This is a genomic window from Mesorhizobium qingshengii, assembly GCF_027563465.1.
Lineage (GTDB): Bacteria > Pseudomonadota > Alphaproteobacteria > Rhizobiales > Rhizobiaceae > Mesorhizobium > Mesorhizobium qingshengii_A.
The window spans coordinates 111,065-136,081 of sequence record NZ_JAPFQA010000004.1; the positions used below are offsets into that span (position 1 = coordinate 111,065).

Genomic DNA, 25,017 nt, shown 5'->3' on the forward strand with positions numbered 1-25,017 from the left:
GGGTGAGGGACGGGACAATGCTCGGGCTGAACACGTATGGGACTATGGGAAGGTTGCGCGTTTTGCGTACCCTGGCTGTCGCGGCTTCGCTGGCCGCTGTAGCGATGCTGGCTTTCGGCGCCTCGGCCAGGGCCGACAACGACATCGTCTATGTTTCGTCGACCAAGAATGCCTCGATAAAGGTGGCCAAGGGCAAGCCGAAGACGATCATGACGAGTGCCGCCTTCTACCAGATCGTCATCGGCGATCCGGAGATCGCCAACGTCAATCCGCTGACCGACAAGTCCTTCTATGTGCTTGGCAACAACCTCGGCACCACCGGCGTTGCCCTGTTCGATCAGAACAAGCAGCTTGTCGGCACCATCGACATCGAGGTGACGCTCGACACCGACCAGTTGGCGAGCACCATCCGCGCCAGCGTGCCGGACGCCAGGATCAAGGTCGGCTCGGCCAATGGCCGTGTTGTGCTGTCGGGCGAGGCGGATGACGCGGTCGCCGCCGAAAAGGCGAACAAGATCGCGACGCGGTTTTCCGGCAACGAGGAAGTGATCAACTCGGTCAACATCTCGTCATCGCAGCAGGTTCAGCTCAATGTCCGCTTCGTCGAGATCAATCGGCAGGCGGGCCAGGATCTGGGTGCCAAATACAGCGCCAATTTCGCCTACGGCATCGGCGGGCGCGACGTCACGCTCGATCCGGGTTCGGTGCCGGCCGCCGGCACCGGTGAGATCATCGGCCGGCTTTTGTCGAATGGCGTATCGATCGATATCGCCATCAAGGCGCTGGAAGAGCGCGGCCTGGCTCGGCGGCTGGCCGAGCCGAACCTTATCGCCCGCTCCGGCGAGACGGCCAGCTTCCTCGCCGGCGGCGAATTCCCGATCCCGGTCTCCGAGGACAACGGCAAGATTTCCGTCAGTTACAAGAAATACGGCGTCAGCCTGGATTTCACGCCGACGGTGCTCAAGGATGGGCTGGTCAGCCTGGACATCGCGCCGGAAGTCTCCTCGATCGACGCCTCGGCCTCCTATAACATCGGCAGCATTTCGGTGCCCGGCTTCATCGTGCGCCGCGCCAAGACGTCGGTCGACCTGAAGAACGGCCAGAGCTTCATGATCGCCGGATTGCTGCAGTCGCAAAACGACATCACCACGTCGCGCATTCCCGGCCTCGGCAAGATGCCGGTGCTCGGGGCGCTGTTTTCGTCGAAATCCTATCAGCGGCGCGAGACCGACCTCGTCATCATTGTCACGCCCTACCTGGTCAAACCGGTCGACCCGTCGAAGAAGCTCGTCGAACCGACCGACGGCACGCAGCCGGCGAGCAACGTCGATTATTTCCTCAACAACACCGAGGAAGTGAAGGGCTCCGATCCCGGCCGCACTGTCGCGCTGGCTGATGGCCGTGTCATGCAACCCGCGGCGGCCACCACGGCCGGCCATTTCCTCGACCTGCCAAAGGATTGAAGTCATGCGTCAGGTTCGAGGATTGTGCTTCACCTTGTTGCTTGCCGGCTTCGCCACCGGCTGCACCAGCGACGACTATGTGCGCAGCGAAGGGGTGACGACGGAGGCCGGCAACGCGCAGGCCGCGAACACCGTCATGCAGATGGTCGATCCGTGGAAATACGGCGTCCAGAACACCAGGCTCCTGGTGCCCGCCCAGCGCGGCAGCGCGGCGGCCGTCACCCCCGATCAGGCGGCCGGTGCGAAGGCGTCACAGACTACCACAACCAACTGATCCAACGGTCGACTGACCTGACAGGCTGACAAGAATGGCAAACGGCACCAAGACCAGGAAGATCCTGCTCGTATCGACCGACAGGACCTTTGTGCAGGATACGCGGACAGCATTCGCCGCCTCCGAGATCATCCAGCTCGCGACCGTGGAAAAGAATGTCAGCGAGCTGCGCGGCGAGATCCAGGAGGCCGACTTCGGCGTCATCATCGTCGACATGGACGCGGCAAGGCTGGAGGAGGTCGAGTCGCTGCAGCGCATCATGCGCCGGCTGGAGGGCAAGGCGCCTGTCGTCGTCGTCACCCAGGAGTTCAACGCGGCCGCGGTGCGCATCCTCGTGCAGCTCAAGGTCGCGGATTTCCTGGTCAAGCCAATCGGCACCGCCGACCTCGTGCGCTCCGTCGTCCGTGCGCTGCAAGGGCCTGGGCGCGAGGAAAACACCGAGTCGCAGATCTACACCTTCATGCCGGCCGCGGGCGGCGTCGGGACCACGACGCTGGCGCTGCAGACCGCTTTCCAGCTGCATCACTCGGTAACGCGCGGCGCCTCGACCTGCGTGGTCGACCTCAATTTCCAGCAGGGCGCCTGCGCCGAATATCTCGACCTCGAACCGCGTTTCGACATCACCGAGATCGAGAACCAGCCCGAGCGCCTCGACCGGCAACTGCTCGACGTTATGCTGTCCAAGCACGCCAGCGGGCTTTGCGTGCTGGCGGCGCCGACGCATCCCGCCGAGATGCGCTCGTTCAAGACCGATGTCGTGGTGCGGATGCTGGATCTTGTCTCGGCCTATTTCGACAATGTCGTCATCGACATGCCGCGCACCTGGTTTCCTTGGACGGAGACCGTGCTGCTCGGTTCCAACAAGCTCTACATCGTCGCCGAAATGACGGTGCCGTGCCTGCGCCACACGCAGCGGCTGATCCAGGCGGTCTACGAGACCGTGGGCAAGGAAGTGAAGCCGAACGTCATCGTCAACCGTTTCGAGCAGAAGATGTTCGACAATGGCATCAAGCAGGCCGACGTCCAGGAGATCCTTGGCGAGCATTTCGTCGGCGGCATCTCGAACAACTACCGTCTGGTGCGCGAAGCGGTCGACCGCGGCGTGCCGCTGCACGAGATCGATCCGAACGCCAATGTCATCAACGATCTGAAGAAGATCATCCTGCCAGAGGAAGCGGTGCCAACCCGGACGAAATCGCGTTCGCTGTTTGGCATGGGCAGGGAATTGCTGAAGAGGAAGGCAGGATGAGCAGCCGCTTCTCCACCCTGCAGAACCGCGACGCGCGTCCGCAGCGCGCCGTCGAGCCAACGCCGGTCGCGCATCATGCCGTCGTCATTCCGACGAGCCGAAAGGCCTTGCCGGCAAAGCCGGAAGCAGCACCTGCGAAGAATGCCAACAAGGTGCTCGATGCTCGCGTGCGCATCCACCGGCTGCTGCTCGAGGAGATCAATCTTGTCGCGTTGGAGCGTCTGCCCAAGGATGAGATGCGCCGCCAGGTGCATGATTTCGTGTCGGAAAAAACGAAGCAGGAGCGGATGGCGATCAACACCGCCGAGCTTGGCGCGCTGGTCGACGACATTGTCGACGAGATGGTTGGTCTCGGTCCGCTGGAGCCGCTGCTCAAGGATCCCGACATCAACGACATCCTGATCAACGGCCATCAGAACTGCTTTGTCGAAAAGAAGGGCAAGCTGCAGCAGGTTCACATTCCGTTCAAGGACGAGGCGCATCTCTTGCGCATCATCAATAAGATCGTCGCAGCGGTCGGCCGCCGCGTCGACGAATCTCAGCCGATGGTCGACGCGCGCATGCTGGACGGCTCGCGTTTCAACGCCGCCATCCGCCCGGTCGCCGTCGACGGTCCGCTGGTGTCGATCCGCAAGTTCTCCAAGAACAAGCTCGGCCTGCACAAGCTGGTCGAATTCGGCGCCATCACCCAGAACATGGCCGAAGTGCTGGCCGCGGCGGTCCACGCCCGCAAGACGACGATCATTTCGGGTGGTACCGGCACCGGCAAGACGACCATGCTCAACGCGCTGTCGGCCTTCATTCCCGAAGACGAGCGGCTGATCACCATCGAGGACGCGGCCGAGTTGCAGCTGCAGCAGCCGCATGTCGCGCGCATGGAGACGCGCCCGGCCAACATCGAAGGCCATGGCGAACTGAAGCAGCGCGATCTCGTCAAGAACGCGCTGCGCATGCGTCCCGACCGCGTCATTCTTGGCGAGTGCCGCGGCGAAGAAGCCTTCGACATGCTGCAGGCAATGAACACCGGTCACGAAGGGTCGATGGCGACCATCCATGCCAACACGCCGCGCGACGCCATTTCGCGTCTTGAGCAGATGCTTGGCATGACCGGCATGCCGATGACGGTGCAGTCGATCCGCAGCCAGATCGCCAGCGCACTCGACCTTATCGTCCAGCTGACGCGCCTGTCCGACGGCAAGCGCAAGGTGACCAGCGTCGCCGAGGTGACCGGCATGGAAGGCGACGTCATCCAGATGCAGGAGATCTTCCGCTTCGTGCGCACCGGCATGGAGGCCGACGGCAAGATCCTCGGTTACTACGAGGCGACCGGCATCCGGCCGCGTTTTCTCGAGGATCTGCGCGCCATGGGCATCGAATTCCCGGGGCGATACTTCGAACCCGGCCGGCCGCAGGAGTAGCCACGTGTTCGACGGGTTCAGCGCGATCTATGTGATCTATGCCGCGGCGGCGCTTGCCGGCATCCTGATCGCCGAGGCCTGCTATCTGCTTTACGCTGGCCGCAGCGACAAGCGGACCGCCATCAACCGGCGCATGAAGCTGCAGGGAAACAAGATCAGCCAGGAGCAGGTGCTGATCCAGCTGCGCAAGGAGCGCGGCCTCGATGCGGGGACATCGCTGTTCTCGCCGGACCGGTTTCGTGCGCTACGCACCCAGTCTGGCATGATCATGCCGCAGCCGAAATTCCTGATGATCACCTCCGGCGCGGCATTCGGCGCCGCTCTGGTCGCGATCTGGTATGGCTTGCCGCTGTTGATGGGGCTTGTGCTGTTTGTCGTGCTGGTGCCGGTGCTGCCGATAATGACGATGCGTTTCATGCGCAAGCGCCGGCTGAAGCGGTTCGGCGTGCAACTGCCGGAGGCACTGGAACTGATCACGCGCGGCCTGAAGGCCGGCCATCCGGTGCCGGTGGCGATCGCCATGGTGTCGCGTGAGATGCCCGACCCGATCGGCACCGAGTTCGGCGTCATCGCCGACGAAGTGACCTATGGATCCGATCTGGTTTCGGCGTTGAACTCGCTGTTCGACCGGGTTGGCCATGAGGACCTGCCGCTGTTCGTCACCGCCGTCTCGATCCAGACCAGTTCGGGCGGCAATCTGCGCGAGATCCTCGATGGCCTGTCGGCGACGATCCGCGAGCGCGGCAAGCTGCGGCGCAAGGTGCGGGCTATTTCGACCGAAGGCCGCATGTCGGCTTATATTCTGACGGCGATCCCGGCACTGCTGTTTGCCGCCATCATGGCGCTGATGCCTGAGTTTTATCGCGACGTCTGGGGTGTGCCGAAAACCTGGTACCTGATTGGCGGGTCGGTCACATGGCTGATGCTGGGCAATCTGATGATGTTCAAGATGTCGAATTTCCGGTTCTGACATGCAGGGCTTCGTCGAATTCCTCGCCTCGCTTGCACCGACCTCGCTGATGCCGGTGGCCATCATGCTGCTGGCCGCGGGCGCTATCGCCGTTGCCTGGCCGATGGTGGCGGCGAAGGGCGACCGCAACGAGGTCAGGCGCCGGCTCAAGGTCGACGACGGTCCCGCGGCCGCGAAGCCCGAGCCGGTGCAGAAGAAGAATGCCGGCGTGGTGCGCGAGAAGGCAGTCAAGAAGGCACAGGAATTCTATGCCAGGAGCGACCCGGAAAATGTCGCTCGGCTGCGCATGAAGCTCATCCAGGCGGGCTACATGGAACCGCGCGCTGTCGGCATGTTTTTCCTTGTCCGGTTCTCGGCGATGATCGGCACGGCGATCGGTGTCTTTGGGCTCAACCAGTGGATGGCCAGTCCAGACGCGACAATGGCCAGCCGTTGGACATTCGTCATCCTGTCGGGCGCGGCCGGCTATTTCCTGCCGGGCCTGGTGCTGAGCCAGCAGGTGCGGGAAAAGAGGCGCGAATACCGCAACGGCTTTCCCGATTTCATGGACCTGATGATCGTCTGCTCGGATGCGGGCATGAGCATGGAGGCCGGCATCGAGCGCGTCTCGAAGGAACTCGCCAAGACCTATCCGGCGCTCAGCCAGAACCTGCAGCTGGTGTCGCTGGAGCTGAGGGCTGGGCGCAGCCTCGATGATGCGCTGAAGGCGCTCGGCGATCGCCTCAGCCTGGACGAGGTTCGCTCCTTCGCCACGTTGTTGCAGCAGTCGAAGGAGCTCGGCACCAGCCTGTCGGGGGCGCTGCGCGTCTTTTCCGACGAAATGCGCCACAAGCGCATGTCGCTGGCCGAGGAAAAGGCGCATGCCTTGCCAGCCAAGATGTCGGTGCCTGTGACGTTGTGCATCCTGCCGGTGGTGCTGATGATCGCGATCATCCCGATCATCGTCAGGATGACCTCGCATTAGGATGTATTGAAATTCAGATGAGGCCGGCCTGCAGGCAGCGGTACATCGGGATTTGCAAGGTCAGCAAACAAGCGTCGAGAGAGCGGCGCTGCGTTATGATAGCAGCCGCCATCCCGATCCGGCGGCGCTCAAGGTCCTGGGCCGTGAGAACGCCGTTCGCACCCTTGCCGCAGCGGTTCCTCTGGGACTGGGAAGCCTTGCGGTCTGTGCCTGGTGGTTAATGGCTGGTGTGCCGGAAACCAAATCTTAGGTGCATTTCGGCACCGAAGTTTAATCGCTCTTCTGTATCGTAATTCCTGAAGAAACGACCCGGCAAATCGGGCGACGGGGCAGGGGCATGCGTCATACAACTTTCACGGCGGCGGCCGCGATCGCGGCCATTCTTATGGTAACCGGCTGTTCGACCAGCACCATCGACAAGACCAAGACCACGGCCATTCAGCCGGCGGCAAAGGACATCGACACCTCCGATCTGGCGCAAGGCAAGGCGCAGTTTCGCGACGCCAATTACGGTCTTGCCGAACAGCACTTCCGCAAGGCCGTCGAGTTGAAGGCCGACAACGCAGAGGCCTGGATGGGGCTGGCCGCGTCCTATGACGAGCTCGGCCGTTTCGACTTCGCCGACCGCGCTTACAGCCAGCTTTTGAAAGTCGCCGGCCGCAAGCCGCAGATCGTCAACAACATGGGCTATTCGCAACTGCTGCGCGGCAACAAGAAGAAGGCCAAGGTGCTGCTGCTCGAAGCGAAAGCCGGCATGGCCGATCCCACGGTCGTCAACGCCAACCTTGCTCTGCTGAACAAGGGTTGATCTGGTACCTCGCGGCAGCCGGTCCGGTTTCGGGACACATGGCATCGACACTTTGTAAACCCTCTCCGCAGGTCGGGCCGAAAGATCAGCGGAAAACCATATCCGAGGGCCGTCGCTGACCTAGAATGCAGCGCGCAACCGCCGACGCTCAAGGGCCCTCTCCGAACATGCTGGACTTCAGTTCGCTCTTGCTCGCAGCCGCGCTGTCGGGCACCTGCCTCAGCATCACGATGTTTGCGATCTGGTTCGCCGCGCCCAAGGCAGGCTTCGTCCTGACGGTGGCGTGCGGCATTCTGGTGCTCGTCGCGCATGTGATCCTGTTCTGGCGGTACGCCAGGGAACCTGATCCGCTGCTTTGCCAGATCGCGCTTGCGCTGCTCAGTCTGGGGTTCCTGATCCTGTGCCTTTCGGCCATGCAGTATCTCGGCGTGCCCGGCTACCGACGTGCCGTTGCGCCGACGCTTGCCGCCATGGCCGTTTGTGCGGTGGTGACCTTCTTCGGCCTTGATGGTGTCGGCTTCATCAACACCTACACAACGGTGACCGCGCTGCTGGCGGCGATCGGGGCCATGTTCTGGATCAACGGCAGCCATGATCGCCGGATCCTACTGGTGGTTTCGTTTCTGAGCGGCACCTGTGCGGTATCGTTTGCCCTTTGCGGTGTTGTTCTGCTGGCCAAGGGGCAGTGGACGCTCGCGGCCGCGCCCGACAACTGGGCCGAACGACTGAACACTGTCGTGGCGGTGGCCTGCATGACCGGCCTCGGCGCATTGACGCTGTCGCTCCACCATCTGCAGGCGCAGATCGAGCTGAAGGCCGAGACCATGACCGATCCGTTGACGGGGCTGATGAACCGTCGAGGGTTGAAGTCACTCTATGGCGAGCGGACTTTCGGTCCATTCATGTCCATCGTCATGTTTGACCTCGACCATTTCAAGAGGACGAACGATGTCCATGGCCACCCGGTGGGGGACCAGGTCCTGTGCCGCTTCGCCTCGGTCATCAAGAAATATGCCAGGACCGGCGTCGACGCCTTTCGCCTGGGCGGCGAGGAATTCGCCATCGTCATGTCGCGGATGACCGAAGACAGGGCGTATGATCTCGCCAGCAAGATCGGCGTTGCCTTCGGCACCGAAATCGTTGCCACCCAGAACGATCCGTTGCGCAGCACGGTCAGCGGCGGCATCGGCTTTGGCGAGGCAAGCGGCAGCAGCCTCGATCAAGTGCTGGCCGAGGCCGACGCGGCGCTCTATGCCGCCAAGCGCGCCGGGCGAAATTGTGTCATCAGCCAGAAAAGGATGGGCAAGGCCGAACCGCTCAAGCCGGCCTTGCGCTCCGCGTGACTTATTCCGCGGCCCCAAGATAATCCGACAGCGGCGGGCAGGAGCAGACCAGGTTGCGGTCGCCGGCGACATTGTCGATGCGCGACACCGGCGGCCAGTACTTCGCGGCGGTGTCGGCATCGCCGGCGGGATAGGCCGCTTCCAGGCGCGAATAGGGGTGGGTCCACTGTCCGGCCAGCGCCTCGGCGGCGGTGTGCGGTGCGTTGACCAGCGGGTTGTCGGCCAAAGGCCATTCGCCCCTGGCGACCTTTGCCGCTTCGCCCGATATGGCGACCATTGCCTCGCAGAAGCGATCGAGTTCCCGCTTCGGCTCGGACTCGGTCGGCTCCACCATCAGCGTGCCGGCGACGGGGAACGACATGGTCGGCGCATGGAAACCATAGTCGATCAGACGCTTGGCCACATCGTCGACGCTGATGCCGGCGCTGTCCTTGAGCACGCGGGTGTCGAGAATGCACTCATGCGCGACGCGTCCCTGGCTGCCCTTGTAGAGCACGGGGAAATGCGCGCCGAGCCGCGTTGCCACATAATTGGCGGAAAGGATTGCCGTTTCAGTCGCTTGCTTGAGGCCGGACGCGCCCATCATGCGGATGTACATCCAGGTGATCGGCAGGATCGAGGCGCTGCCGAACGGAGCCGCCGAGACGGCATGCGCGGAGCCTTCGGTGACATGGCCGGGCAAATACGGCTTCAGGTGCGCCTTGACGCCGATCGGGCCGATGCCGGGACCGCCGCCGCCATGCGGGATGCAGAAGGTCTTGTGCAGGTTCATGTGGCAGACATCGGCGCCGATGTCGCCGGGCCGCGCCAGGCCGACCAGCGCGTTGAGGTTGGCCCCGTCGAAATAGACCTGCCCGCCATGCTCATGGATCAGCGCGCAGAGGTCGCGCGCGCCTTCCTCGAACACGCCATGCGTCGAAGGATAGGTGAACATCAGCGCGGCGAGATTGTGCGCATGTTCGGCCGCCTTGGCCTTCATGTCGTCCATGTCGATGTTGCCGTCTTCGGTGCAGCGCACGACGACGACGCTCATGCCGGCCATCGCGGCACTTGCCGGGTTGGTGCCATGCGCCGAGGACGGGATCAGGCAGACAGTGCGGTGACTGTCGCCGCGCGAGCGGTGGTAGCCGCGGATGGCGAGCAGGCCGGCATATTCGCCCTGGCTGCCGGCATTGGGCTGCAAGGTGACCGCATCGAAGCCGGTGATCTCCGACAACCAGCCCTCCAACTCGCCGATCATGGCGCGATAGCCGGCCGAATGCGCGGACGGCGCGAAGGGATGCAGGTTGGCGATGCTCGGCCAGCTCACCGGCATCATCTCGGCGGCGGCGTTAAGTTTCATGGTGCAGGATCCCAGCGGGATCATGGCGCGGTCGAGCGCCAGGTCCTTGTCGGCGAGCCGGCGCAGGAAGCGCATCATGTCGGTTTCCGACTTGTTTTCATGGAAGACAGGCTGGGTCAGGAACTCCTTGCCGCGCGGTTTGCCAGGCACGGTGCTGCCGGCCGAGGGACCAGCCTTGGCGCCGAACAACGCCGCGATCGCGTCGAGATCGGCATCGGTCGAGGTCTCGTCGAAGCTGATGCCGACATGGTCGGCGTCGATGACGCGCAGCAGGCGGCCGGTCTTTTCGGCGGCCGTCGCGATCTGTGCGGCCTTGCCCTTCGTTTCCACCGTCACCGTGTCGAAACGGCGGGCGCCCAGCACCGACACGCCTGCCGCCTCGAGGCCGCTTGCCAGACGGTTGGCAAGCGCGTGGAGGCGCCCGGCAATCGCCTGCAGACCGGCGGGGCCGTGCCAGATGGCGTAAGCGGTCGCCATGTTGGCGAGCAGCGCTTGCGCGGTGCAGATGTTGGAGGTCGCCTTGTCGCGGCGGATATGCTGCTCGCGCGTCTGCAGGGCAAGCCGGTAGCCGGGACGGCCCTTGCTGTCGGTGGATTGGCCGACCAGGCGGCCGGGCATCAATCGCGTCAGCTTGTCGGAAACGGCGCAGTAGGCGGCGTGCGGGCCGCCAAAGCCCATCGGCACGCCAAAGCGCTGCATTGGGCCGACAGCAATGTCAGCGCCGAGTTTTGCCGGGGCATCGGTCAGCGTCAGGCCGAATGGGTCGGCGATGAACACGACCAGCGCGCCGGCCGCACGGGCTTTTTCGATCGCGGCCTTGTGGTCGCCATAGACGCCAAACGTGTCCGGCCAGGAGACAAGCAGGGCGGCCGTGTTGTCGTCGATCGTCTCGCCGTCGATCTCGATGCCGAGCGGCTCGGCGCGAGTACGCACCACGTCCAGCGTCTGCGGATGGGGAGTGCCGGCGAGTGCTATCTTGGTGCGCTTGTCGCGATGGTGGCGCAACGCGATGCCGACGGCTTCCGCGACCGCTGTCGCTTCATCAAGCAGCGAGGCCGACGCCACCGGCAAGCCGGTCAGTTCGGCCACCAGCGTCTGGAAGTTGAACAGCATTTCGAGCCGGCCCTGGCTGATCTCGGCCTGGTAGGGTGTGTAGGCCGTGTACCAGGCCGGGTTCTCGAACAGGTTGCGCTGGATGACCGGCGGGACATGGACGCCGTGATAGCCGGCGCCGATGAAGCTCTTCAGCACCGTATTCCTGGCCATCGTCGCCGAAAGCTCGGCCAGCGCTTCCGCCTCGCTCGCCGGTGCGGGCAAGGCAAGCGGCCGGTCGAGCCGGATCGACTTCGGCACGGACTGGCTGATCAGCGTCTCGACCGAGGGAACGCCGATGGCGGCGAGCATCGCTCTGGTGTCATTGAGGCCCGGGCCGATGTGGCGGGCCGAGAAGGGGTAGGGTGCTGCGGTCATCTTTTCCAAGTCCTGATATCAGCCGATATGGGCTTTGTAGGCGGCCTCATCCATGAGGCCCGCGAGCTGGCTTTCGTCGGCAAGCTTCATCTTCCACAGCCAGCCGGCGCCAGTCGCCGCCGAGTTGACCAGCGACGGATCCGAGGACAGCTTGCCGTTGGCCTCGGTGATTTCGCCATCGACCGGCGCGTAGACATCGGAGGCCGCCTTGACGGATTCGACCACGACGGCGGTATCGCCCTTGGACAGCTTCCTTCCCGTTTCCGGCAGTTCGACGAAGACGAGGTCGCCGAGCTGTTCCTGCGCGTAGTCGGTGATGCCGACGGTGGCGACGCCGCCCTCGACGCGGAGCCACTCGTGATCTTCGGTGAAATAGGTCGTTGCCATGGAGATTATCCTTTGCGGTAGCGATGCGGTGTGAAGGGCAGGGAGCTGATATCGACAGGGATTTTCGTGCCGCGCACGTCGGCGAAAACCCGTGTTCCGGGCTTTGCCAGTGGTGTCGCGACATAACCCATGGCGACCGGATGGCCAGCCGACGGGCCGAAGCCGCCTGAGGTGACATGGCCGGCGGGCTTGCCGTCACCATCGAAGAGCGCAGCACCGGCGCGCACTGGCTGGCGGCCGTCCGGCTTCAGCCCGACGCGCTTTTGCGCGGGTCCTCGTTCCACGCTGGCACGCAGGGCGTCGGCGCCGATGAAAGCGCCGGAAGCGCGGACCTCCTTCGGGATCGCCCACATCAGCGCGGCAGCGGCCGGGTCGGTCTCCGGCGTGATGTCCTGGCCATGCAGGCAGAGCCCGGCTTCCAGCCGCAGGCTGTCGCGAGCGGCAAGGCCGATCCACATCACGCGCTCATCTTCAAGGAGCTTCGCGACAAGGCCGCGCGCATCGGCCTCCGGCAGGCCGATCTCGAAACCGTCCTCGCCGGTATAGCCCGACCGGCTCATGAACCAGTTCTTTCGTGGCTCGACACCGTGCATGAACAGCAGCGCCCCGGTCTCGATGCCGGCACGGGAAAGGGCTGCCCAGGCTTCCGGCCCCTGGATGGCCAGGAAGACGCGGTCGAGCGGCTCGACGCTGGCGTCGAAACCGTTGGCAAGCTCACGCAGATGCTTTTCGTCCGCGACGGCATTGCCGGCATTGGCGACCACCATGAAGCGCTCGTCGCCGAGCCTGGTCACGATCAGATCGTCGAGAATGCCGCCCGCTTCGTTCAGGAAAAATGTCAGTTTGGACTGTGAGATTTCAAGCGCGCCGGAATCCAGCGGGCAGGCGCGGTTGAGCAGCGAAGCCGCGCCCGGTCCGCTGACCTCGAACAGCTTCATATGCGAGATGTCGAACAGGCCGGCATGTTCGCGGGTGTGAAGATGCTCCTTCATGACGCCGGCCGGATAGGTCAGCGGCATCGACCAGCCGGCAAAGGCGCCAAAGCGGGCACCGGCGGCCACATGGGTATCTTCGAGGGGAAGGTGTTTGGTGTCGTCGCCCGTCATGTCGTCTCCAGAGTCGCACGCAATCGGCCGCTGATGGCGACCAGTCCGTGCCCCTCTGTCTGAAGCCTGAGAGACTCGCGCAGCCGGAACCCTGTCAGCGGCGCTTACACCTTCGGCGCGGGGGCAAGCCCCGACTTTCCAGAGTGTCTTTCCCGTCTACGGTTCTTTTGCCTGAGAGATTTCGGGCGATTTCCCCTTCGGCGACAGCTTTCGCTGCTCTCTCCCGCAAACAGGTAGGACTCAAAACCTCAAGCCCTCGACGCGCCATCCATAGCCCGTCGGCGACACCTTGTCACCTCCCAGCGACATTTAAAGCGCATCGCGCTGAAACGGATTCAGGCGATGCGCTTTAGCTCTTTGATTTTGGCGCATGTCGTTCTCCCAAACCGCTGACATTTTTTGGGCGACATGCGTTGGCCGGCAAGTCTTCGCTAACCACGCCGTTTGCCGGTTTTTCAAGACACTCCTGATATACCAGCAAAAGCGAGGCTTTGGGCCGGTTTCTGCCGGTAACTGGGGACGACAAATGGGCGAATTGATCATGAGCGCGCCGGTGGCGGGGCTGACCTCGAAAAGCCGCATCGCCGCTGAAGACGTGGCCATGTTGCGCCACGAAGTGTTCAGAGACGGCGTGGTGACGCGCGGCGAGGCCGAGGCGCTGTTCGCTCTCGACGCCACGGCGCGGGAGAAATGCCCGGAATGGCCGCAGTTCTTCGTCGAGGCGGTTACCGACTACATCGTTCACCAGGAAAAGCCTTCCGGCTACATCTCGCAGGACAATGCCGACTGGCTGATCCGCACGATCTCGCGTGACGGCATGGTCGACAGCCGCACCGAACTCGAATTGCTGGTGCATGTGCTGGAAGAAGCACGGTCGTCGCCGGGCCGGCTTTGCGTCTATGCGCTGGAGCAGGTCGTCCACGCGGTCATCGATGGCAAGGGGCCGCTGATGCTCGGTGGTGCGTTGGTTCCCGGACTGATTGCCAAGGCGGAGGTCGAGCTGCTGCGCCGCATCCTCCATGCCCATGGCGGTGACGGCAACATTGCCATCACCCGCGCCGAGGCCGATGTGTTGTTCAGGATCAACGAGCGGACGGCCCAGGCCAACAACGATCCGTCCTGGAATGACCTGTTCGTCAAGGCGATCGCCAATTTCGTCATGTGCTCGGCCGGCTATGAAGCACCGACACGCGATGTCGCGCTGCGCCAAGAATCCTTCCTGGATCAGGCCGATCCGCAAATCGGCAGCTTCTTCAGCCGCATGATGTCGGGTGGATTTGCCGGCCTCATGGAGGCCTATCGGTCCCCGGACGACATCGAGGCCGAATGGGAGGCCAAGAACAGGGCGGCCGCGGCATTGGCCCGTCGTGCCGAGACGATCGATGCCGGCGAAGCCGGATGGCTGATCGAGCACATCGGCGTCGACAGGCCCTTGTACGAGAACGAGCGCGCGCTGCTGACGCTGATCAAGCACGCCACGCCGGAGATCCATCCGGCGCTGAAGCCACTGCTCGACAAGGTTGCCTGACAAGTGTTGGGTTGCCTGTCCTGGGCTACCTGGCCAGTCCTGGCTACCTGATCAGATCTGGTCAGCGTCGACGTAGATCCGGGCCAGTCCTTCCCTGACAGTCGACATGGCATCGGCGACACTGATGCTGATGTGGTCATGCATGAGCCTGGCGGCCCGATCGGCATCGCGGGCGACCATGGCGCGGGCGATGTCGGCGTGTTCGGTGTAGGTCGTCGACAGCCGCCGGTGCTTTTCCACTTCGATCTTGCGCACGAAATGGATGCGCGTGTTGATGCCTTCGAGCATGCGCGCCAGTTCGGAATTGCCTGACAGCCTGGCGATGCGGATGTGGAATTCTTCGTCCCTGGCTGTCAGTTCGGCGCTGGAAAACGCGTCCGCGCGCGCCATGGTTTTTGCCCACCAGTCGACGAGCGCGGCGAGGTCCTCATCTGTGGCGCGCTGGATTGCCAACCTGACGGAACGCTCCTCGAGCACGATGCGCACGTCGGAGAGATTGACGACCTCCTCGACATCGAAGCCGCGGCAAAAGAAGCCGCGATTGGTCTGGAAGGTGATGAGCCCCTCCGTGACCAGCCGCTGCAGGGCCTCGCGGATCGGGCTGCGGCTGACATTCAGCCTGGCGGCAAGCTCAACTTCGTTGATGCGTTCGTTCGGCTTGAAGCGATAGTCCATCGCCATCCGGCGGATCTCGGCATAGACCCGCGGGCCGGTCTTGATCGGCTTGGATGCCAACGCCGCGCGGTTGTCCTGGCTGCCTTGCCTGGTGGATCGGAGCATGGCGTCGGTCAAGCCTTTGCGGCGCTCGGCGCGGCGAACCGCACTTGTGCGGGGAGTATTCCGTCGAGGGCTATTGGCGCGGCGCGCCCGGCGATCAGATCGGCGACGATGCGGGCCGATCCATGCGCCATGGTCCAACCGATATGGCCATGGCCGGTGTTCAGCCAAAGGTTCCGGATGCCCCGCTGGCCGAGGACCGGCAGATTGTCGGGTGTCATTGGTCTGAGGCACGCCCGCATCTCGGCGCGATCATAGTCGATGCCGCGTGGAAACAGCTCCTGCGTGACGCGTTTCATGAAGGCGAAATCCGAAGGCTTGTGGCTGCGATCATAGCCGGCGAATTCCGCGGTGGCGGTAACGCGGATGCGATCGCCCATGGGCGTGATGGCAACGAGGTTGTGCTCGTCGATGACGGGAAGCTTTGGAGCCAGGTCCTGGTCGACGATGGGAATGGTCAGCGAATATCCCTTGATCGGATAGATCGGCAGACCAAGGCCGATCTTGCGGGCGAGGATCGGGCTCTCCGCGCCCAGACACAGGACGTAGCTGTCGGCCACGACCTCACCCTTATCGGTGGTCACCCGGGTGATCGCACCGTTGCTGCGTTCGATGCCGAGGATCCTGGTGCCCGTCAGGATCTTGCCACCCCTCGACTCGACGATGGCCGCCAGGGCGCGCGTGAACTTGGCGGCGTCGCCGGTTTCGTCGGTCGGACACAAAATACCACCGGCAATGCTGTCGCGCGACGAGGCAAGTGCCGGCTCGCGGTCAACGATTTGCTGCGCGTCGACAATGCGGATCTCCTGGCCGTCGGCTTCCAGCAGGCGCATGTTGGCGACGCCCTTGTCGAGCGCCTGACGGCTGCGATGGAAGTAAAGGATGCCTGCCGACGTCCTGTCGTATTCCAGGCCTTCCTCCCTGACGACCGCCTGAAGGACCGATTGGGAATGAACCGCCAGGCGATGCTTCAGGAGGGTGTTGCGGCGCGCCTTGGCGGCCGTGCATTGCATGAGGAAGCGCAGCGACCAGGTGTAGAGATGCGGGTCGGCGGAGAGCCTGAAGCGAAGCGCCTGGTCTTTGAGGAACAGCGACTTCAGCAGGATTTTTGGCGCGGCTGGCGATGACCAGACGAAGGAATGGCCGGGCGCGATCATGCCGGCATTGGCCCAGCTCGCGCCCTCGGCCACCTGCGGCGCCTGCTCGAGAACGGTGACCGCGTGGCCATCCTTTTGCAACTGATAGGCGGTGGTTATCCCGACAACACCCCCGCCCAAGATCACTACGCGCATCGCCGCCCCGAATGGCTGTCGTTTCATTGTCGACAATTCAATAGGAAGACGTCGATCGTTGTCAACGGCGCATGCATTGGCGATCGGTAAGTGGTCCGTTCAGACCGGAATCCGCACGTTTTTCGGTTCTTCAAGCCTCAGGGGCCTCTTGACACCGTCGACATTGTCGCCGTTTTCTATTGTCGACAATTGCGATTGGCATCTGGAAAGGGGACTGCATTTGGACACCCCGGTTACACGCGCCGAAGACACTCTCGTCCTCGACAAGGAACATATTCCATTCAAGACCGATGACGGTATCGGCACCCGCGCCAATCTCGGTCTGCTGGTCCTGCGGACCGATCAGACCATCGAGGACGAATTCCGCTACGCGCTGCCCGCGCGCGACGTGGCGCTCTACGAGGCCCGGCTTTACAGCGACGTCGAGATCACGCCGGAGAACCTGATGAAGATGTCGGCGGTGATCCCTGGCACGGTCGGCCTTTTGCCCGACGTCAAGTTCGATGTGATCGGCTTTGCCTGCACGTCGGGAGCGCTTGTCATCGGCGAGGACAAGGTCGCCGCGCGGGTTCACGAGGTGCTGCCAGGCGTACAGGTGACCAACCCGGTGACGGCGGCGCGCGCCGCGCTGAAGGCTCTGGGCGTCTCGCGGATCGCGCTGCTGACGCCCTACCTTGCGAAAATCAATCATTCGCTGCGCGCATCGCTGATGGCGCGGGGGATGGACATCCCGGTCATGGGCTCTTTCAACGAAGCGGACGACAATGTCGTGGCACGCATCACGCCGGCTTCGGTCAAGCAGGCCATTCTCGAGATCGGTGCATCCAGCGAATGCGAGGCGGTGTTCGTTTCCTGCACCAGCATGCGTGTTGCCCGGATCATCGAGGAGGTCGAGTCGGAGCTGAAGAAACCCGTCACCTCGAGCAACCATGCACTTGCCTGGCACATGCTGCGGCTCGGCGGCTTCGCCGAACAGATCGCCGGAAAGGGCGAACTGTTTCGCCGCCCGCTGTAGGCCCCCGTCGTGCTGGTGCCCAGGGGCGGGGCCTACGCGTTGCTATCGCTGTGGTCGGAAAGATCCCGCAAGGCGGTGGTAACCAACCTCACCAGTTCCGACTGCCGGCGCACGCCGGTCCGGCTGTAGGCAGCCTTGAGATGATAGCGAACCGTGTTCATCGAGATGCCGGCGCGATCGGCATAGGTTTGCAGGTCTTCGTTGGCGGCGATGGCCACGACGAGTTGCGCTGTGCCTCTTGGCAGGCCGAAAAGCGCACTGATCGTCTGTGCGTCCGACCGCACCTTGAGCAGTGGGTCGTGGATGATGAACATGACGCCGCGGGGGCGCGATCTCGTGGTGTCGACGCCATGGTCGAGGAAGAACGGGGCAACCATGACGCCGTAAGGTGGTCTGCCAGCCGCCCTGGCTGTTCGCGCGACGCCGCCGGCGCCGCCTGAGCGGACATCGTTCTCGAGTTCCGCGAGCTTGTTGTTGGCCGCTCGGTTCAAGGCGAAAAGCCGGCCGCCACGGCCAATCGACAGACCGTCACCGGCGTCGGCTATCCTGCGAGCCGCGGCGTTGACGAACAGGCCGCGCCCATATTCATCGAGCGCCACGACACCAGCGGCCAGCCGGTCGCACATTTCGGACATGGCGCCTGCCGCGCCTTCGAGTTCCAGAAAACTGCGGCGAAGCTGCAATGCCCGCGCAAGGTGGGGCATGAGCGCTTCGAGCCTGGCGATATCGTCGTCGTCGAAGGGCTTGCGGTCACGCGGCCGCTGCAAGCCGACCATGGCGAAACGGCCCCCTGTCGATGCAAGCGTTCCGCCCAGGCATTCTTCCAGCCCCAGGGGTCGAAAAAACTCGTTGAAGAAGATGCCGGGCTTGCGGGTCTCTTCCGGAAGCAGGCGATAGGTGGGCATGGCGGTGCCGGCAGGCAAGGCCATGAACGCCTTCGGCGCCGGGTCCAGTGCGGTGAAATCGCGCTGATAGCGATCCAGCACCTCACCCTTGAAAAGGCCGACGGAAGCCTGCGCCGACACCTCCGGCCGCGCCGCGTCGAAATCCAGCAATATGGCCGTGGCGACGTCGAACAGGCCGCCGAGGAGGTCAAGCGAGGCGTCAAATTCTGCCCTGTCGCGCACCCCAAGATAGAGCGCGTCGAGAAACTGCGTCTCGCGCTTCTGCACCAAGGTCAAGCCCGCCCCCGGTTTCCGGCAGCGGCGCACCCCATAATCGGAGCACGCGGCATGCCCGAAAAGAAGTTCTGTCTGAATTACCCCGGCGCATCGTCCCCGACTGGAGGCAGGTTGTCAAACGGTGCGTTGGTGGAAGCCAGGATCAGCGGCTGAACGAAAAGGACCTCGCCGCCTACCCGTTTGGGTAGGGTTCTCCAGTCGTGAAACTGCTCTTCTACCGGCGGGACGTCCACTCAGGGAGAACAACGCATGATCATATTCCGTAAGGTGCTTGCTCTTGCATTCGCTGCCGGCCTTGGCTCGACAACGCTGGCCTTCGCCGGCGGGATGACGCCGGAACAACAGGCCGATGCGCGCACGAAGGTCGAAACCGCCGTGGCGCTGGCCAATATCGCCAAGGCCGACAAGGACGGCGAAGCGATGCTTGTCGCCGCCAGAATGCTGGCCGAGGCCGGGCCGGTGGCTGAGCAGGGCGCCAAGATGAAGGACGGCAAGCCGGTGCTTATGGACACAGGCAAGATGGCCAATATGGCCAAGGAAATGGGGGCCGATGCCAAGAAGGCCGATGCCGTTGCCAGCAAGGCCACGTCCAGCGGTGAAACGGCGCGCAGCGATGGCTACTGGTACTACAGCTGCGATTCCTACAACAATTGTCAGTGGATTTACGCCGGCTATTGAGCGGGGCCGGGGGGCTCATGCAAAGCCAAGCGTAACTGATCGGCCCGTGGCCTCCGCGGGCCGATCATCCCTTTGTCGGTGGGTCAAATCCCGCCATACCAGTCGTAGCCATTGTCTTCCCAATAGCCACCGCGACCACCGCCGATATTGGCGAAGCCATCGACCAGTTCGATTTTGTAGAGATATTTCGGCATTTTGTAGCCGAGCTGGCGTTCGACACGGACGCGCAACGGCGCGCCGTTCTCGACCGGCAGCGGCTTGCCATTCAGGCCATAGGCGAGGATCGTCTGCGGGTGGCGAGCATCGATCAGGTCGATGGTGCCGTAATATTTGATGTCGCCGGACAGGCTTCGATCGATCGTGTCGAGGCAATGGAACATGACGTAGCGCGCCTGCGGCTTGACCACCGCCTGGTCCAGCACCAGCGACAGCGGCGTGCCGGTCCATTTGGCGATGCAGCTCCAGCCTTCGACACAGTCGTGGCGGGTGATCTGGGTGCGGCTCGGCATGTTCATCAATTGCTCGCGGCTCAGCGACAGCGGCTTTTTGACAAGGCCTGAAACCTCCAATCGCCAGTCTGCAAAATTGTTGGCGAGCAGACCCTTGTAGACATCATCGTCCGGCGCCGTGACGCCGTTCGGCCGCTGCGGCTGACGGATGTCGGCCTCGGTGAATTCCGGCGCCAGCGCGTCGCGGCCGGCGAGCAGGCGTTGCGCGTGGTATGTCAGGCCATTGGCGTTTTCGAGGAAACCGCGCAGGCCGCCGCCGATGCTTAGCTGGCTGTCGAAGGCGTCGCAGCCCGACAGCATGATGCCTGAAGCGCCGAGGCTGGCCGCGGTCAGGAACTTTCGACGGCTGATCTGAAATTTCGCCATGTCACGCACTCCTCTGCGCGGTTTTGTCCTCATGTACCGGAGGGTCGGTGCGGTACCAGCCGGTTATGATGGAGCGCAGTTCGTTGATCGGGCCGGCGGCGAGGATCATCAGCATGTGAATGACGAAGAAGGCGACCAGCAGTAGCATGACGGTGAAATGGATGGTGCGTGCGGTTTGTCTGCCACCGAGCAGATCGTTGAGGAACGGCAGCACCGAATTCATGCTTGGCGACATGGCCAGGCCGGTGACGATCATCAGCGGCAACAGCACGAACAGCACGCCGCCATAGGCCATCTTCTGCAGCGTGTTGTATTCGCGCGTGTGGTGGAATCTGAGCTTCGCATGGTCGACGATGTCGCGCGGCAACCGCTTGAGATCATCAAGGCGCGGGGCGAGGTCGCGGCGCAAATGGCCGTTGACCAGGCTGGCGACCAGCCAGACGAGCAAGGTCGTGGTCAGTATCCAGGCAAAGAAGAAATGCACGACACGCGCGGTGCCGAGATCGTAGTAGGACGGGATTGTCGCCCAGGACGGAAAGCCGCGCGCTGTCTCGTTGCCTGCCGGACCCGACCAGCCGAGCACCCCGGTGGTGTCGAAGCGCTTGCCAAAGACCTCGGTGTAGCCGCGCGGCCCGGCGTCGGTATTCTCGGCACCGATGGCGAATACGGTATTGTTGTACTCGAAGCCCGACTGCTTGCCGATATAGAGCTGCGGGCGGGCGTTGAAGATCTGCAGGCCGGAAAGCAGCATGAAGAACAGTGAGATGGCCCAGAGCCAATGCGTCAGCCGCGTCCAGCGCGATTGCCGGTAGATCAGCGTTTTGTCGCTCGAAGCGGGAGCGCCCGGTCCGGCGGTGGATTGGCTTCTGGCAACGGATTGCATCTTTGTCTCGTCTCCCGGCCTCGCGGCGTGGCCCGCGCGTTCATTGTCCTCCTGATACGCAGCGATCCAAACCGATGTTTCATCCGATCACGGATTTATTACGAGTTGCCGAGACTGACGGCGAGGTTGACGACGGCAGCGACGATGACCGTGTTGAAGAAGAACGACAGGATCGAATGGACAAGGACGACGCGGCGCATATGCGAGGTCGTCAGGGCGGTGTCGGCGGTCTGCGCGGTCATGCCGATGACCGTCGCGAAATAAAGGAAATCCCAACCCTCAGGCCGTTTGCCGCCGGGAAAATCGAGGCCACCGACCGGGATCTTCTTCTTGGTTTCGGTATCGATCGCATCGCCATCCATCCAGTAGACATGGGCATAGTGGAGCGCTGCCATGGCATGGATGGTGAACCAGCCGAGCGGGATCGACAACAGCGCAAAGCTGAGTTCGACGGGGTCGCGGCCCTTGTGATTGATCAGCTGGAACAGCAGGACGGTGGCAACGGCGACAACGCCAAGCGTGACGGCAAAGATGCCGAGAACCGGGAGGTCGATCTCACGCGCATTCTTGCTCAGATAGCGGCCGGTGAGCCGCGGCATCTGGGCAATGACAAACACGATAAAGGCGGCGAAGAACACATTGGCGCCGATCGAAATCGAATAGGCAAGCGGCACGCCTGAGATGAGCGCGATCACGAATGCCGGTATGCCGACGCAGGCAGACATCGCGAACTGCATGTGCCGGTGCACTGGCGTCTTGATCGGCGTATCGGTCGTCATGGCTCAGCCCGGTGTGGCGGATTTGAGCGCCCGCCGCAAGATGCGGTCGAGTTCGCCAAGGAACCGCGAGCGGTCCTGCGGCGCGAAGCTGGCATTGTAGCCCTTGCTTTCGCCCGTCTCGCGCAGATGCTGCTTGAGGTCGCGCATTGCCACCGCCATGCCGATGGTTTCCGGGGTGAAGGGGCGCCCGGTGGGTCCGAGCACATGCGCGCCGAGCGCCACCGCACGGGCGGCAAGCGGAATGTCGGCTGTCACCACGATGTCGTTGGCGCGCGCATTGTCGACGATCCAGTCGTCGGCGGCGTCCGCGCCTTTTGAGACGACGACATTGCGGATCATCGGATCGCGCGATGGTCGCAAGCCGCCATTGGAGACGTAGGTGACGACAACGCCATGGCGTTCGGCGACCTTCTCGACCTCGGCCTTGACCGGGCAGGCATCGGCATCGACGAGGATCTGGGGGCTGGAAGTCACTGGGCGGGCACAAGTCCAAGAAGCAGCTGCGTTACGATCGGGTCACGATCCACTAACCCTTTTGGCTTGCGATCGGAAGTCACCGCAACCAACCTCGGCGTGTTCAGTTCTTGCATCCTTTGCAAGGCGGCCACGTTGCTGGCCGTTTCGGGAATTGACTGATCAGAAAAGCCGTAGAGCGAGCGAACCGGCGCCGGGTCGGTCCCGTGTATGGCATCGATGAATGGTTTTGCGTCGAACAGTGGTACAGGCGACTGTTCGTAGTCGTCCTTGTCGGTCAGTTGCGAGAGGATCATATCCGCCCTGGCCGACGCGATGTAAGCCCCTCCGGAATCAGTTATTATAATCAACACGTTGGGGTCGTAGTGAATGAGAACCGAGATGTACTTTGCTATGATGTCCGCCTTGTAGTAGTCGCCTCTGCCCAACTGTAGCGACAAGGCTATCGGTTGACCGAGACCAAGGTTGCTGACGATGCGCTTGAGGTCGTCCAGTCCGCCTTTTCCGTAAAGATCGCCGGAGACTTTAATGTGTCCCACCGGGACGATTGTCTTTTCCGCTTCTTGCTTGAATTTCGCGCTCCAGCCGCCGGGGCCTGCCAATTCGCTGATTTTTCCCGAGCCGATCCCATAAGCAAGCAATGGAGTGATCATCAGCGCGATCAGCGTCGTGCTGTCGCCAAACGAAAATCGTTTGATGCTGTAGGCGAGGCCTGTTCCTATGACCAGAACGCCGGCGGCAAAGAGGATCGGCAGCATCGTCTCCCCCAACTGCTTTGAAGCATGTCCGGGGAATTCATATCACATCTTGTCTTGTCGGTCCGTTCGCCTATGGACCATTCGGCGAAGTTGGAAAAAACCGAGGCGGGCGGGTGCAACCGCACCCGCCCGTCAGTTTCATGCCGGTAGCGCGCCGGACTTCTTGGCCGTCCAGGTGGCCATGTAGTCCATCAGGCCGGGGTTGAGGCAGTCATAGGGCTCGAGCCCAATCTTCTTCAGCTGTGCACGAATACCGTCCATGCGTTTCGGATCGACGCCGGATTCGATGATCGACGACACGAAGGCGGCAAAGCCCGGCGGCGACCAGCCGTCTTCTTCGAAACGCTCCGGGTGCAGGAAGGTCAACCCCTTGAATGGATGGTCGCGCTCGACCGGTCCATGCATATGGACGCCGCAGCCGGTGCAGGCATGACGCTGGATCAGCGCGCTGGCGTCGACCACTTTCAGCTTGTCGCCGTTCTCGGTGACGGTGACGTCGCCCGTGCCGGCCACGGCAACGACCGAGAAGATCGCGCCTTCGGGCTTCCAGCACTTGGTGCAGCCGCAGGCATGATTGTGGGCGATCTGACCCTTGACCTTCACCTTCACCGGCTTGCTGGTGCAAGCGCAGACCAGCGTGCCGCCGGCAAAGCTGGCGCTTTCCTTGGGCAGGCCATTGTCGATTTTCGGATGCAGTTTCTCCGCCATTCTTTTCTCCTCCCAGTTTTGAACCACAGAGGTCGCAGGCCGGTTGGTCGGCGGCTTGTGGTCTTCCTCAGTAAATCACCACGCTTCGGATCGATTTGCCCTCATGCATGAGGTCGAACCCCTTGTTGATGTCCTCGAGCTTCAGCGTGTGGGTGATCATCGGGTCGATCTGGATCTTGCCGTCCATGTACCAGTCGACGATCTTCGGCACGTCGGTGCGGCCGCGCGCGCCGCCGAAGGCGGTGCCCATCCAGGTGCGGCCGGTGACCAGCTGGAACGGCCGCGTCGAGATTTCCTGGCCAGCACCGGCAACGCCGATGACGACCGACTTGCCCCAGCCGCGGTGTGACGATTCCAGCGCCTGGCGCATCACCTTGGTGTTGCCGGTGCAGTCGAAGGTGTAGTCGGCGCCGCCGATCTGGTCGGCGCCGCGCTTGGTCATGTTGACGAGGTGTGGGACGACATCGCCGTCGATCTCCTTCGGATTGACGAAATGCGTCATGCCGAATTTCTCGCCCCAGGCCTTCTTGTCGTTGTTCAGATCAACGCCGATGATCATGTCGGCGCCGGCAAGGCGAAGCCCCTGGATGACGTTGAGGCCGATGCCGCCGAGGCCAAAGACCACCGCCGTCGCGCCGATCTCGACCTTGGCCGTGTTGATCACCGCACCGATGCCGGTGGTGACGCCGCAGCCGATGTAGCAGATCTTGTCGAAGGGCGCGTCGGGATTGACCTTGGCCACCGCGATCTCGGGCAGCACGGTGAAGTTGGAAAAGGTCGAGCAGCCCATATAGTGGAAGATCTTGTCCTTGCCGATCGAGAAGCGCGATGAGCCATCGGGCATCAGGCCCTGGCCCTGCGTGGCGCGGATGGCCGTGCACAGATTGGTCTTACGCGAGAGGCAGGACGGGCACTGTCGGCACTCGGGCGTATAGAGCGGAATGACGTGGTCGCCCTTCTTGACCGAGGTGACGCCCTTGCCGACATCGACGACCACGCCGGCACCTTCATGGCCGAGGATCGCGGGAAACAGGCCTTCCGGATCGGCGCCGGACAGTGTGAACTCGTCGGTGTGGCAGATGCCGGTTGCCTTGATCTCGACCAGCACTTCGCCCTCGCGCGGACCGTCGAGGTCGACCTCCATGATCTCCAGCGGCTTTCCGGCGGCGACAGCGACAGCGGCGCGGGTTTTCATAAGACAATTCCTCCCAAGGCGATTTTACGCTCAAGCTTTCAGGTTTTGGCGACGCGATCAACTGGAAGCTGGGGCCGAAA

The 25,017-nt window shown here is 63.0% G+C and carries 24 protein-coding genes and 1 riboswitch; of the genes, 11 read left to right on the plus strand and 13 right to left on the minus strand.

Annotated elements, in window-relative coordinates; translation table 11 throughout:
• Positions 1-44 precede the first annotated feature (44 nt).
• The 8 genes from OOJ09_RS11805 to OOJ09_RS11840 all read left to right on the plus strand — a co-directional run bounded on the left by OOJ09_RS11805 (position 45) and on the right by OOJ09_RS11840 (position 8,489).
• Positions 45-1,463 carry a type II and III secretion system protein family protein gene (locus OOJ09_RS11805; protein ID WP_420107509.1) on the plus strand — a complete coding sequence of 473 codons (1,419 nt, stop codon included), beginning with the start codon at positions 45-47 and terminating at the stop codon, positions 1,461-1,463.
• Positions 1,464-1,467: 4 nt separating this feature from the next.
• The gene (locus OOJ09_RS11810; protein WP_269905384.1) at positions 1,468-1,737 is read left to right on the plus strand and encodes a hypothetical protein; all 270 of its coding nucleotides are present in this window, start codon (positions 1,468-1,470) and stop codon (positions 1,735-1,737) included.
• A gap of 34 nt (positions 1,738-1,771) precedes the next feature.
• Positions 1,772-2,986 (plus strand): AAA family ATPase, encoded by a 1,215-nt coding sequence (locus OOJ09_RS11815; protein ID WP_269905385.1) that lies wholly within the window; start codon positions 1,772-1,774, stop codon positions 2,984-2,986.
• Complete coding sequence (locus OOJ09_RS11820; RefSeq protein WP_269905386.1) at positions 2,983-4,404, plus strand: CpaF family protein; 1,422 nt, start codon at positions 2,983-2,985, stop codon at positions 4,402-4,404. The genes OOJ09_RS11815 and OOJ09_RS11820 overlap by 4 nt, the downstream gene beginning before the upstream one ends.
• A gap of 4 nt (positions 4,405-4,408) precedes the next feature.
• Positions 4,409-5,374, plus strand: coding sequence for a type II secretion system F family protein (locus OOJ09_RS11825; protein ID WP_269905387.1), 966 nt, complete (start codon positions 4,409-4,411; stop codon positions 5,372-5,374).
• Between the two features lies 1 nt (position 5,375).
• Positions 5,376-6,338: a type II secretion system F family protein gene (locus OOJ09_RS11830; protein ID WP_269905388.1), complete on the plus strand. Its 963-nt coding sequence runs from the start codon at positions 5,376-5,378 to the stop codon at positions 6,336-6,338.
• Positions 6,339-6,675: 337 nt separating this feature from the next.
• The gene (locus OOJ09_RS11835; protein WP_269905389.1) at positions 6,676-7,146 is read left to right on the plus strand and encodes a tetratricopeptide repeat protein; all 471 of its coding nucleotides are present in this window, start codon (positions 6,676-6,678) and stop codon (positions 7,144-7,146) included.
• Between the two features lie 167 nt (positions 7,147-7,313).
• A complete protein-coding gene (locus OOJ09_RS11840) occupies positions 7,314-8,489 on the plus strand; it encodes a GGDEF domain-containing protein (protein WP_269905390.1) in 1,176 nt (391 codons plus the stop codon).
• Position 8,490: 1 nt separating this feature from the next.
• Here OOJ09_RS11840 and gcvP read toward each other — a convergent pair whose 3' ends face one another.
• The 3 genes from gcvP to gcvT are packed head-to-tail and all read right to left on the minus strand — an operon-like array spanning position 8,491 to position 12,794.
• Positions 8,491-11,301: an aminomethyl-transferring glycine dehydrogenase gene (gene gcvP, locus OOJ09_RS11845; RefSeq protein WP_269905391.1), complete on the minus strand. Its 2,811-nt coding sequence runs from the start codon at positions 11,299-11,301 to the stop codon at positions 8,491-8,493.
• An 18-nt stretch (positions 11,302-11,319) separates the two neighbouring features.
• Positions 11,320-11,688, minus strand: a complete 369-nt coding sequence (gene gcvH / locus OOJ09_RS11850) for a glycine cleavage system protein GcvH (RefSeq protein WP_256750460.1) — start codon at positions 11,686-11,688, stop codon at positions 11,320-11,322.
• A gap of 5 nt (positions 11,689-11,693) precedes the next feature.
• Entirely contained in the window at positions 11,694-12,794 is a 1,101-nt protein-coding gene (gcvT, locus tag OOJ09_RS11855; RefSeq protein WP_269905392.1) for a glycine cleavage system aminomethyltransferase GcvT, read from the minus strand.
• A 149-nt stretch (positions 12,795-12,943) separates the two neighbouring features.
• A riboswitch (glycine riboswitch) is annotated at positions 12,944-13,030 on the minus strand.
• 290 nt (positions 13,031-13,320) lie between these two features.
• On the opposite strand from gcvT, the gene OOJ09_RS11860 reads away from it, so the two are divergent.
• Complete coding sequence (locus OOJ09_RS11860) at positions 13,321-14,322, plus strand: hypothetical protein (protein WP_269905393.1); 1,002 nt, start codon at positions 13,321-13,323, stop codon at positions 14,320-14,322.
• A 51-nt stretch (positions 14,323-14,373) separates the two neighbouring features.
• On the opposite strand, the gene OOJ09_RS11865 is transcribed toward OOJ09_RS11860, so the two are convergent.
• The gene (locus OOJ09_RS11865) at positions 14,374-15,102 is read right to left on the minus strand and encodes a GntR family transcriptional regulator (protein ID WP_269905394.1); all 729 of its coding nucleotides are present in this window, start codon (positions 15,100-15,102) and stop codon (positions 14,374-14,376) included.
• 8 nt (positions 15,103-15,110) lie between these two features.
• Positions 15,111-16,391: a D-amino acid dehydrogenase gene (locus tag OOJ09_RS11870; protein WP_269905395.1), complete on the minus strand. Its 1,281-nt coding sequence runs from the start codon at positions 16,389-16,391 to the stop codon at positions 15,111-15,113.
• A 220-nt stretch (positions 16,392-16,611) separates the two neighbouring features.
• Here OOJ09_RS11870 and OOJ09_RS11875 point away from each other — a divergent pair, with 220 nt between their 5' ends.
• Positions 16,612-17,406: an Asp/Glu racemase gene (locus tag OOJ09_RS11875; RefSeq protein ID WP_269905396.1), complete on the plus strand. Its 795-nt coding sequence runs from the start codon at positions 16,612-16,614 to the stop codon at positions 17,404-17,406.
• A gap of 32 nt (positions 17,407-17,438) precedes the next feature.
• Here OOJ09_RS11875 and OOJ09_RS11880 read toward each other — a convergent pair whose 3' ends face one another.
• Positions 17,439-18,587, minus strand: coding sequence for a helix-turn-helix transcriptional regulator (locus tag OOJ09_RS11880; RefSeq protein ID WP_269905397.1), 1,149 nt, complete (start codon positions 18,585-18,587; stop codon positions 17,439-17,441).
• Positions 18,588-18,836: 249 nt separating this feature from the next.
• Between OOJ09_RS11880 and OOJ09_RS11885 the strand changes: the two genes are divergently transcribed.
• Positions 18,837-19,265: a hypothetical protein gene (locus tag OOJ09_RS11885; RefSeq protein ID WP_269905398.1), complete on the plus strand. Its 429-nt coding sequence runs from the start codon at positions 18,837-18,839 to the stop codon at positions 19,263-19,265.
• Positions 19,266-19,348: 83 nt separating this feature from the next.
• Here the strand turns inward: OOJ09_RS11885 and OOJ09_RS11890 are convergent, their stop codons facing one another.
• The 7 genes from OOJ09_RS11890 to OOJ09_RS11920 all read right to left on the minus strand — a co-directional run bounded on the left by OOJ09_RS11890 (position 19,349) and on the right by OOJ09_RS11920 (position 24,937).
• On the minus strand, positions 19,349-20,140 hold the full coding sequence (locus OOJ09_RS11890) for a molybdopterin-binding protein (RefSeq protein ID WP_269905399.1): 792 nt from the start codon (positions 20,138-20,140) through the stop codon (positions 19,349-19,351).
• A gap of 1 nt (position 20,141) precedes the next feature.
• Complete coding sequence (locus tag OOJ09_RS11895; protein WP_269905400.1) at positions 20,142-21,023, minus strand: cytochrome b/b6 domain-containing protein; 882 nt, start codon at positions 21,021-21,023, stop codon at positions 20,142-20,144.
• A 98-nt stretch (positions 21,024-21,121) separates the two neighbouring features.
• Positions 21,122-21,802 (minus strand): DUF1345 domain-containing protein, encoded by a 681-nt coding sequence (locus OOJ09_RS11900; RefSeq protein WP_269905401.1) that lies wholly within the window; start codon positions 21,800-21,802, stop codon positions 21,122-21,124.
• A gap of 3 nt (positions 21,803-21,805) precedes the next feature.
• Positions 21,806-22,276 (minus strand): YaiI/YqxD family protein, encoded by a 471-nt coding sequence (locus OOJ09_RS11905; protein ID WP_256750448.1) that lies wholly within the window; start codon positions 22,274-22,276, stop codon positions 21,806-21,808.
• On the minus strand, positions 22,273-23,034 hold the full coding sequence (locus OOJ09_RS11910) for a hypothetical protein (RefSeq protein WP_269905402.1): 762 nt from the start codon (positions 23,032-23,034) through the stop codon (positions 22,273-22,275). The genes OOJ09_RS11905 and OOJ09_RS11910 overlap by 4 nt, the downstream gene beginning before the upstream one ends.
• A gap of 138 nt (positions 23,035-23,172) precedes the next feature.
• Positions 23,173-23,742 carry an S-(hydroxymethyl)glutathione synthase gene (gene gfa, locus OOJ09_RS11915; RefSeq protein WP_269905403.1) on the minus strand — a complete coding sequence of 190 codons (570 nt, stop codon included), beginning with the start codon at positions 23,740-23,742 and terminating at the stop codon, positions 23,173-23,175.
• Positions 23,743-23,809: 67 nt separating this feature from the next.
• A complete protein-coding gene (locus OOJ09_RS11920) occupies positions 23,810-24,937 on the minus strand; it encodes an S-(hydroxymethyl)glutathione dehydrogenase/class III alcohol dehydrogenase (protein ID WP_269905404.1) in 1,128 nt (375 codons plus the stop codon).
• Positions 24,938-25,017 lie beyond the last annotated feature (80 nt).

Coding starts and splice junctions, on each gene's coding strand:
- OOJ09_RS11805 (WP_420107509.1), top strand. CDS start 45: ATGGGAAGGTTGCGCGTTTTGCGTACCCTGGCTGTCGCGGCTTCGCTG.
- OOJ09_RS11810 (WP_269905384.1), top strand. CDS start 1,468: ATGCGTCAGGTTCGAGGATTGTGCTTCACCTTGTTGCTTGCCGGCTTC.
- OOJ09_RS11815 (WP_269905385.1), top strand. CDS start 1,772: ATGGCAAACGGCACCAAGACCAGGAAGATCCTGCTCGTATCGACCGAC.
- OOJ09_RS11820 (WP_269905386.1), top strand. CDS start 2,983: ATGAGCAGCCGCTTCTCCACCCTGCAGAACCGCGACGCGCGTCCGCAG.
- OOJ09_RS11830 (WP_269905388.1), top strand. CDS start 5,376: ATGCAGGGCTTCGTCGAATTCCTCGCCTCGCTTGCACCGACCTCGCTG.
- OOJ09_RS11835 (WP_269905389.1), top strand. CDS start 6,676: ATGCGTCATACAACTTTCACGGCGGCGGCCGCGATCGCGGCCATTCTT.
- OOJ09_RS11840 (WP_269905390.1), top strand. CDS start 7,314: ATGCTGGACTTCAGTTCGCTCTTGCTCGCAGCCGCGCTGTCGGGCACC.
- gcvP (WP_269905391.1), bottom strand. CDS start 11,301: ATGACCGCAGCACCCTACCCCTTCTCGGCCCGCCACATCGGCCCGGGC.
- gcvH (WP_256750460.1), bottom strand. CDS start 11,688: ATGGCAACGACCTATTTCACCGAAGATCACGAGTGGCTCCGCGTCGAG.
- gcvT (WP_269905392.1), bottom strand. CDS start 12,794: ATGACGGGCGACGACACCAAACACCTTCCCCTCGAAGATACCCATGTG.
- OOJ09_RS11860 (WP_269905393.1), top strand. CDS start 13,321: ATGGGCGAATTGATCATGAGCGCGCCGGTGGCGGGGCTGACCTCGAAA.
- OOJ09_RS11865 (WP_269905394.1), bottom strand. CDS start 15,102: ATGCTCCGATCCACCAGGCAAGGCAGCCAGGACAACCGCGCGGCGTTG.
- OOJ09_RS11870 (WP_269905395.1), bottom strand. CDS start 16,391: ATGCGCGTAGTGATCTTGGGCGGGGGTGTTGTCGGGATAACCACCGCC.
- OOJ09_RS11885 (WP_269905398.1), top strand. CDS start 18,837: ATGATCATATTCCGTAAGGTGCTTGCTCTTGCATTCGCTGCCGGCCTT.
- OOJ09_RS11890 (WP_269905399.1), bottom strand. CDS start 20,140: ATGGCGAAATTTCAGATCAGCCGTCGAAAGTTCCTGACCGCGGCCAGC.
- OOJ09_RS11895 (WP_269905400.1), bottom strand. CDS start 21,023: ATGCAATCCGTTGCCAGAAGCCAATCCACCGCCGGACCGGGCGCTCCC.
- OOJ09_RS11900 (WP_269905401.1), bottom strand. CDS start 21,802: ATGACGACCGATACGCCGATCAAGACGCCAGTGCACCGGCACATGCAG.
- OOJ09_RS11910 (WP_269905402.1), bottom strand. CDS start 23,034: ATGCTGCCGATCCTCTTTGCCGCCGGCGTTCTGGTCATAGGAACAGGC.
- gfa (WP_269905403.1), bottom strand. CDS start 23,742: ATGGCGGAGAAACTGCATCCGAAAATCGACAATGGCCTGCCCAAGGAA.
- OOJ09_RS11920 (WP_269905404.1), bottom strand. CDS start 24,937: ATGAAAACCCGCGCCGCTGTCGCTGTCGCCGCCGGAAAGCCGCTGGAG.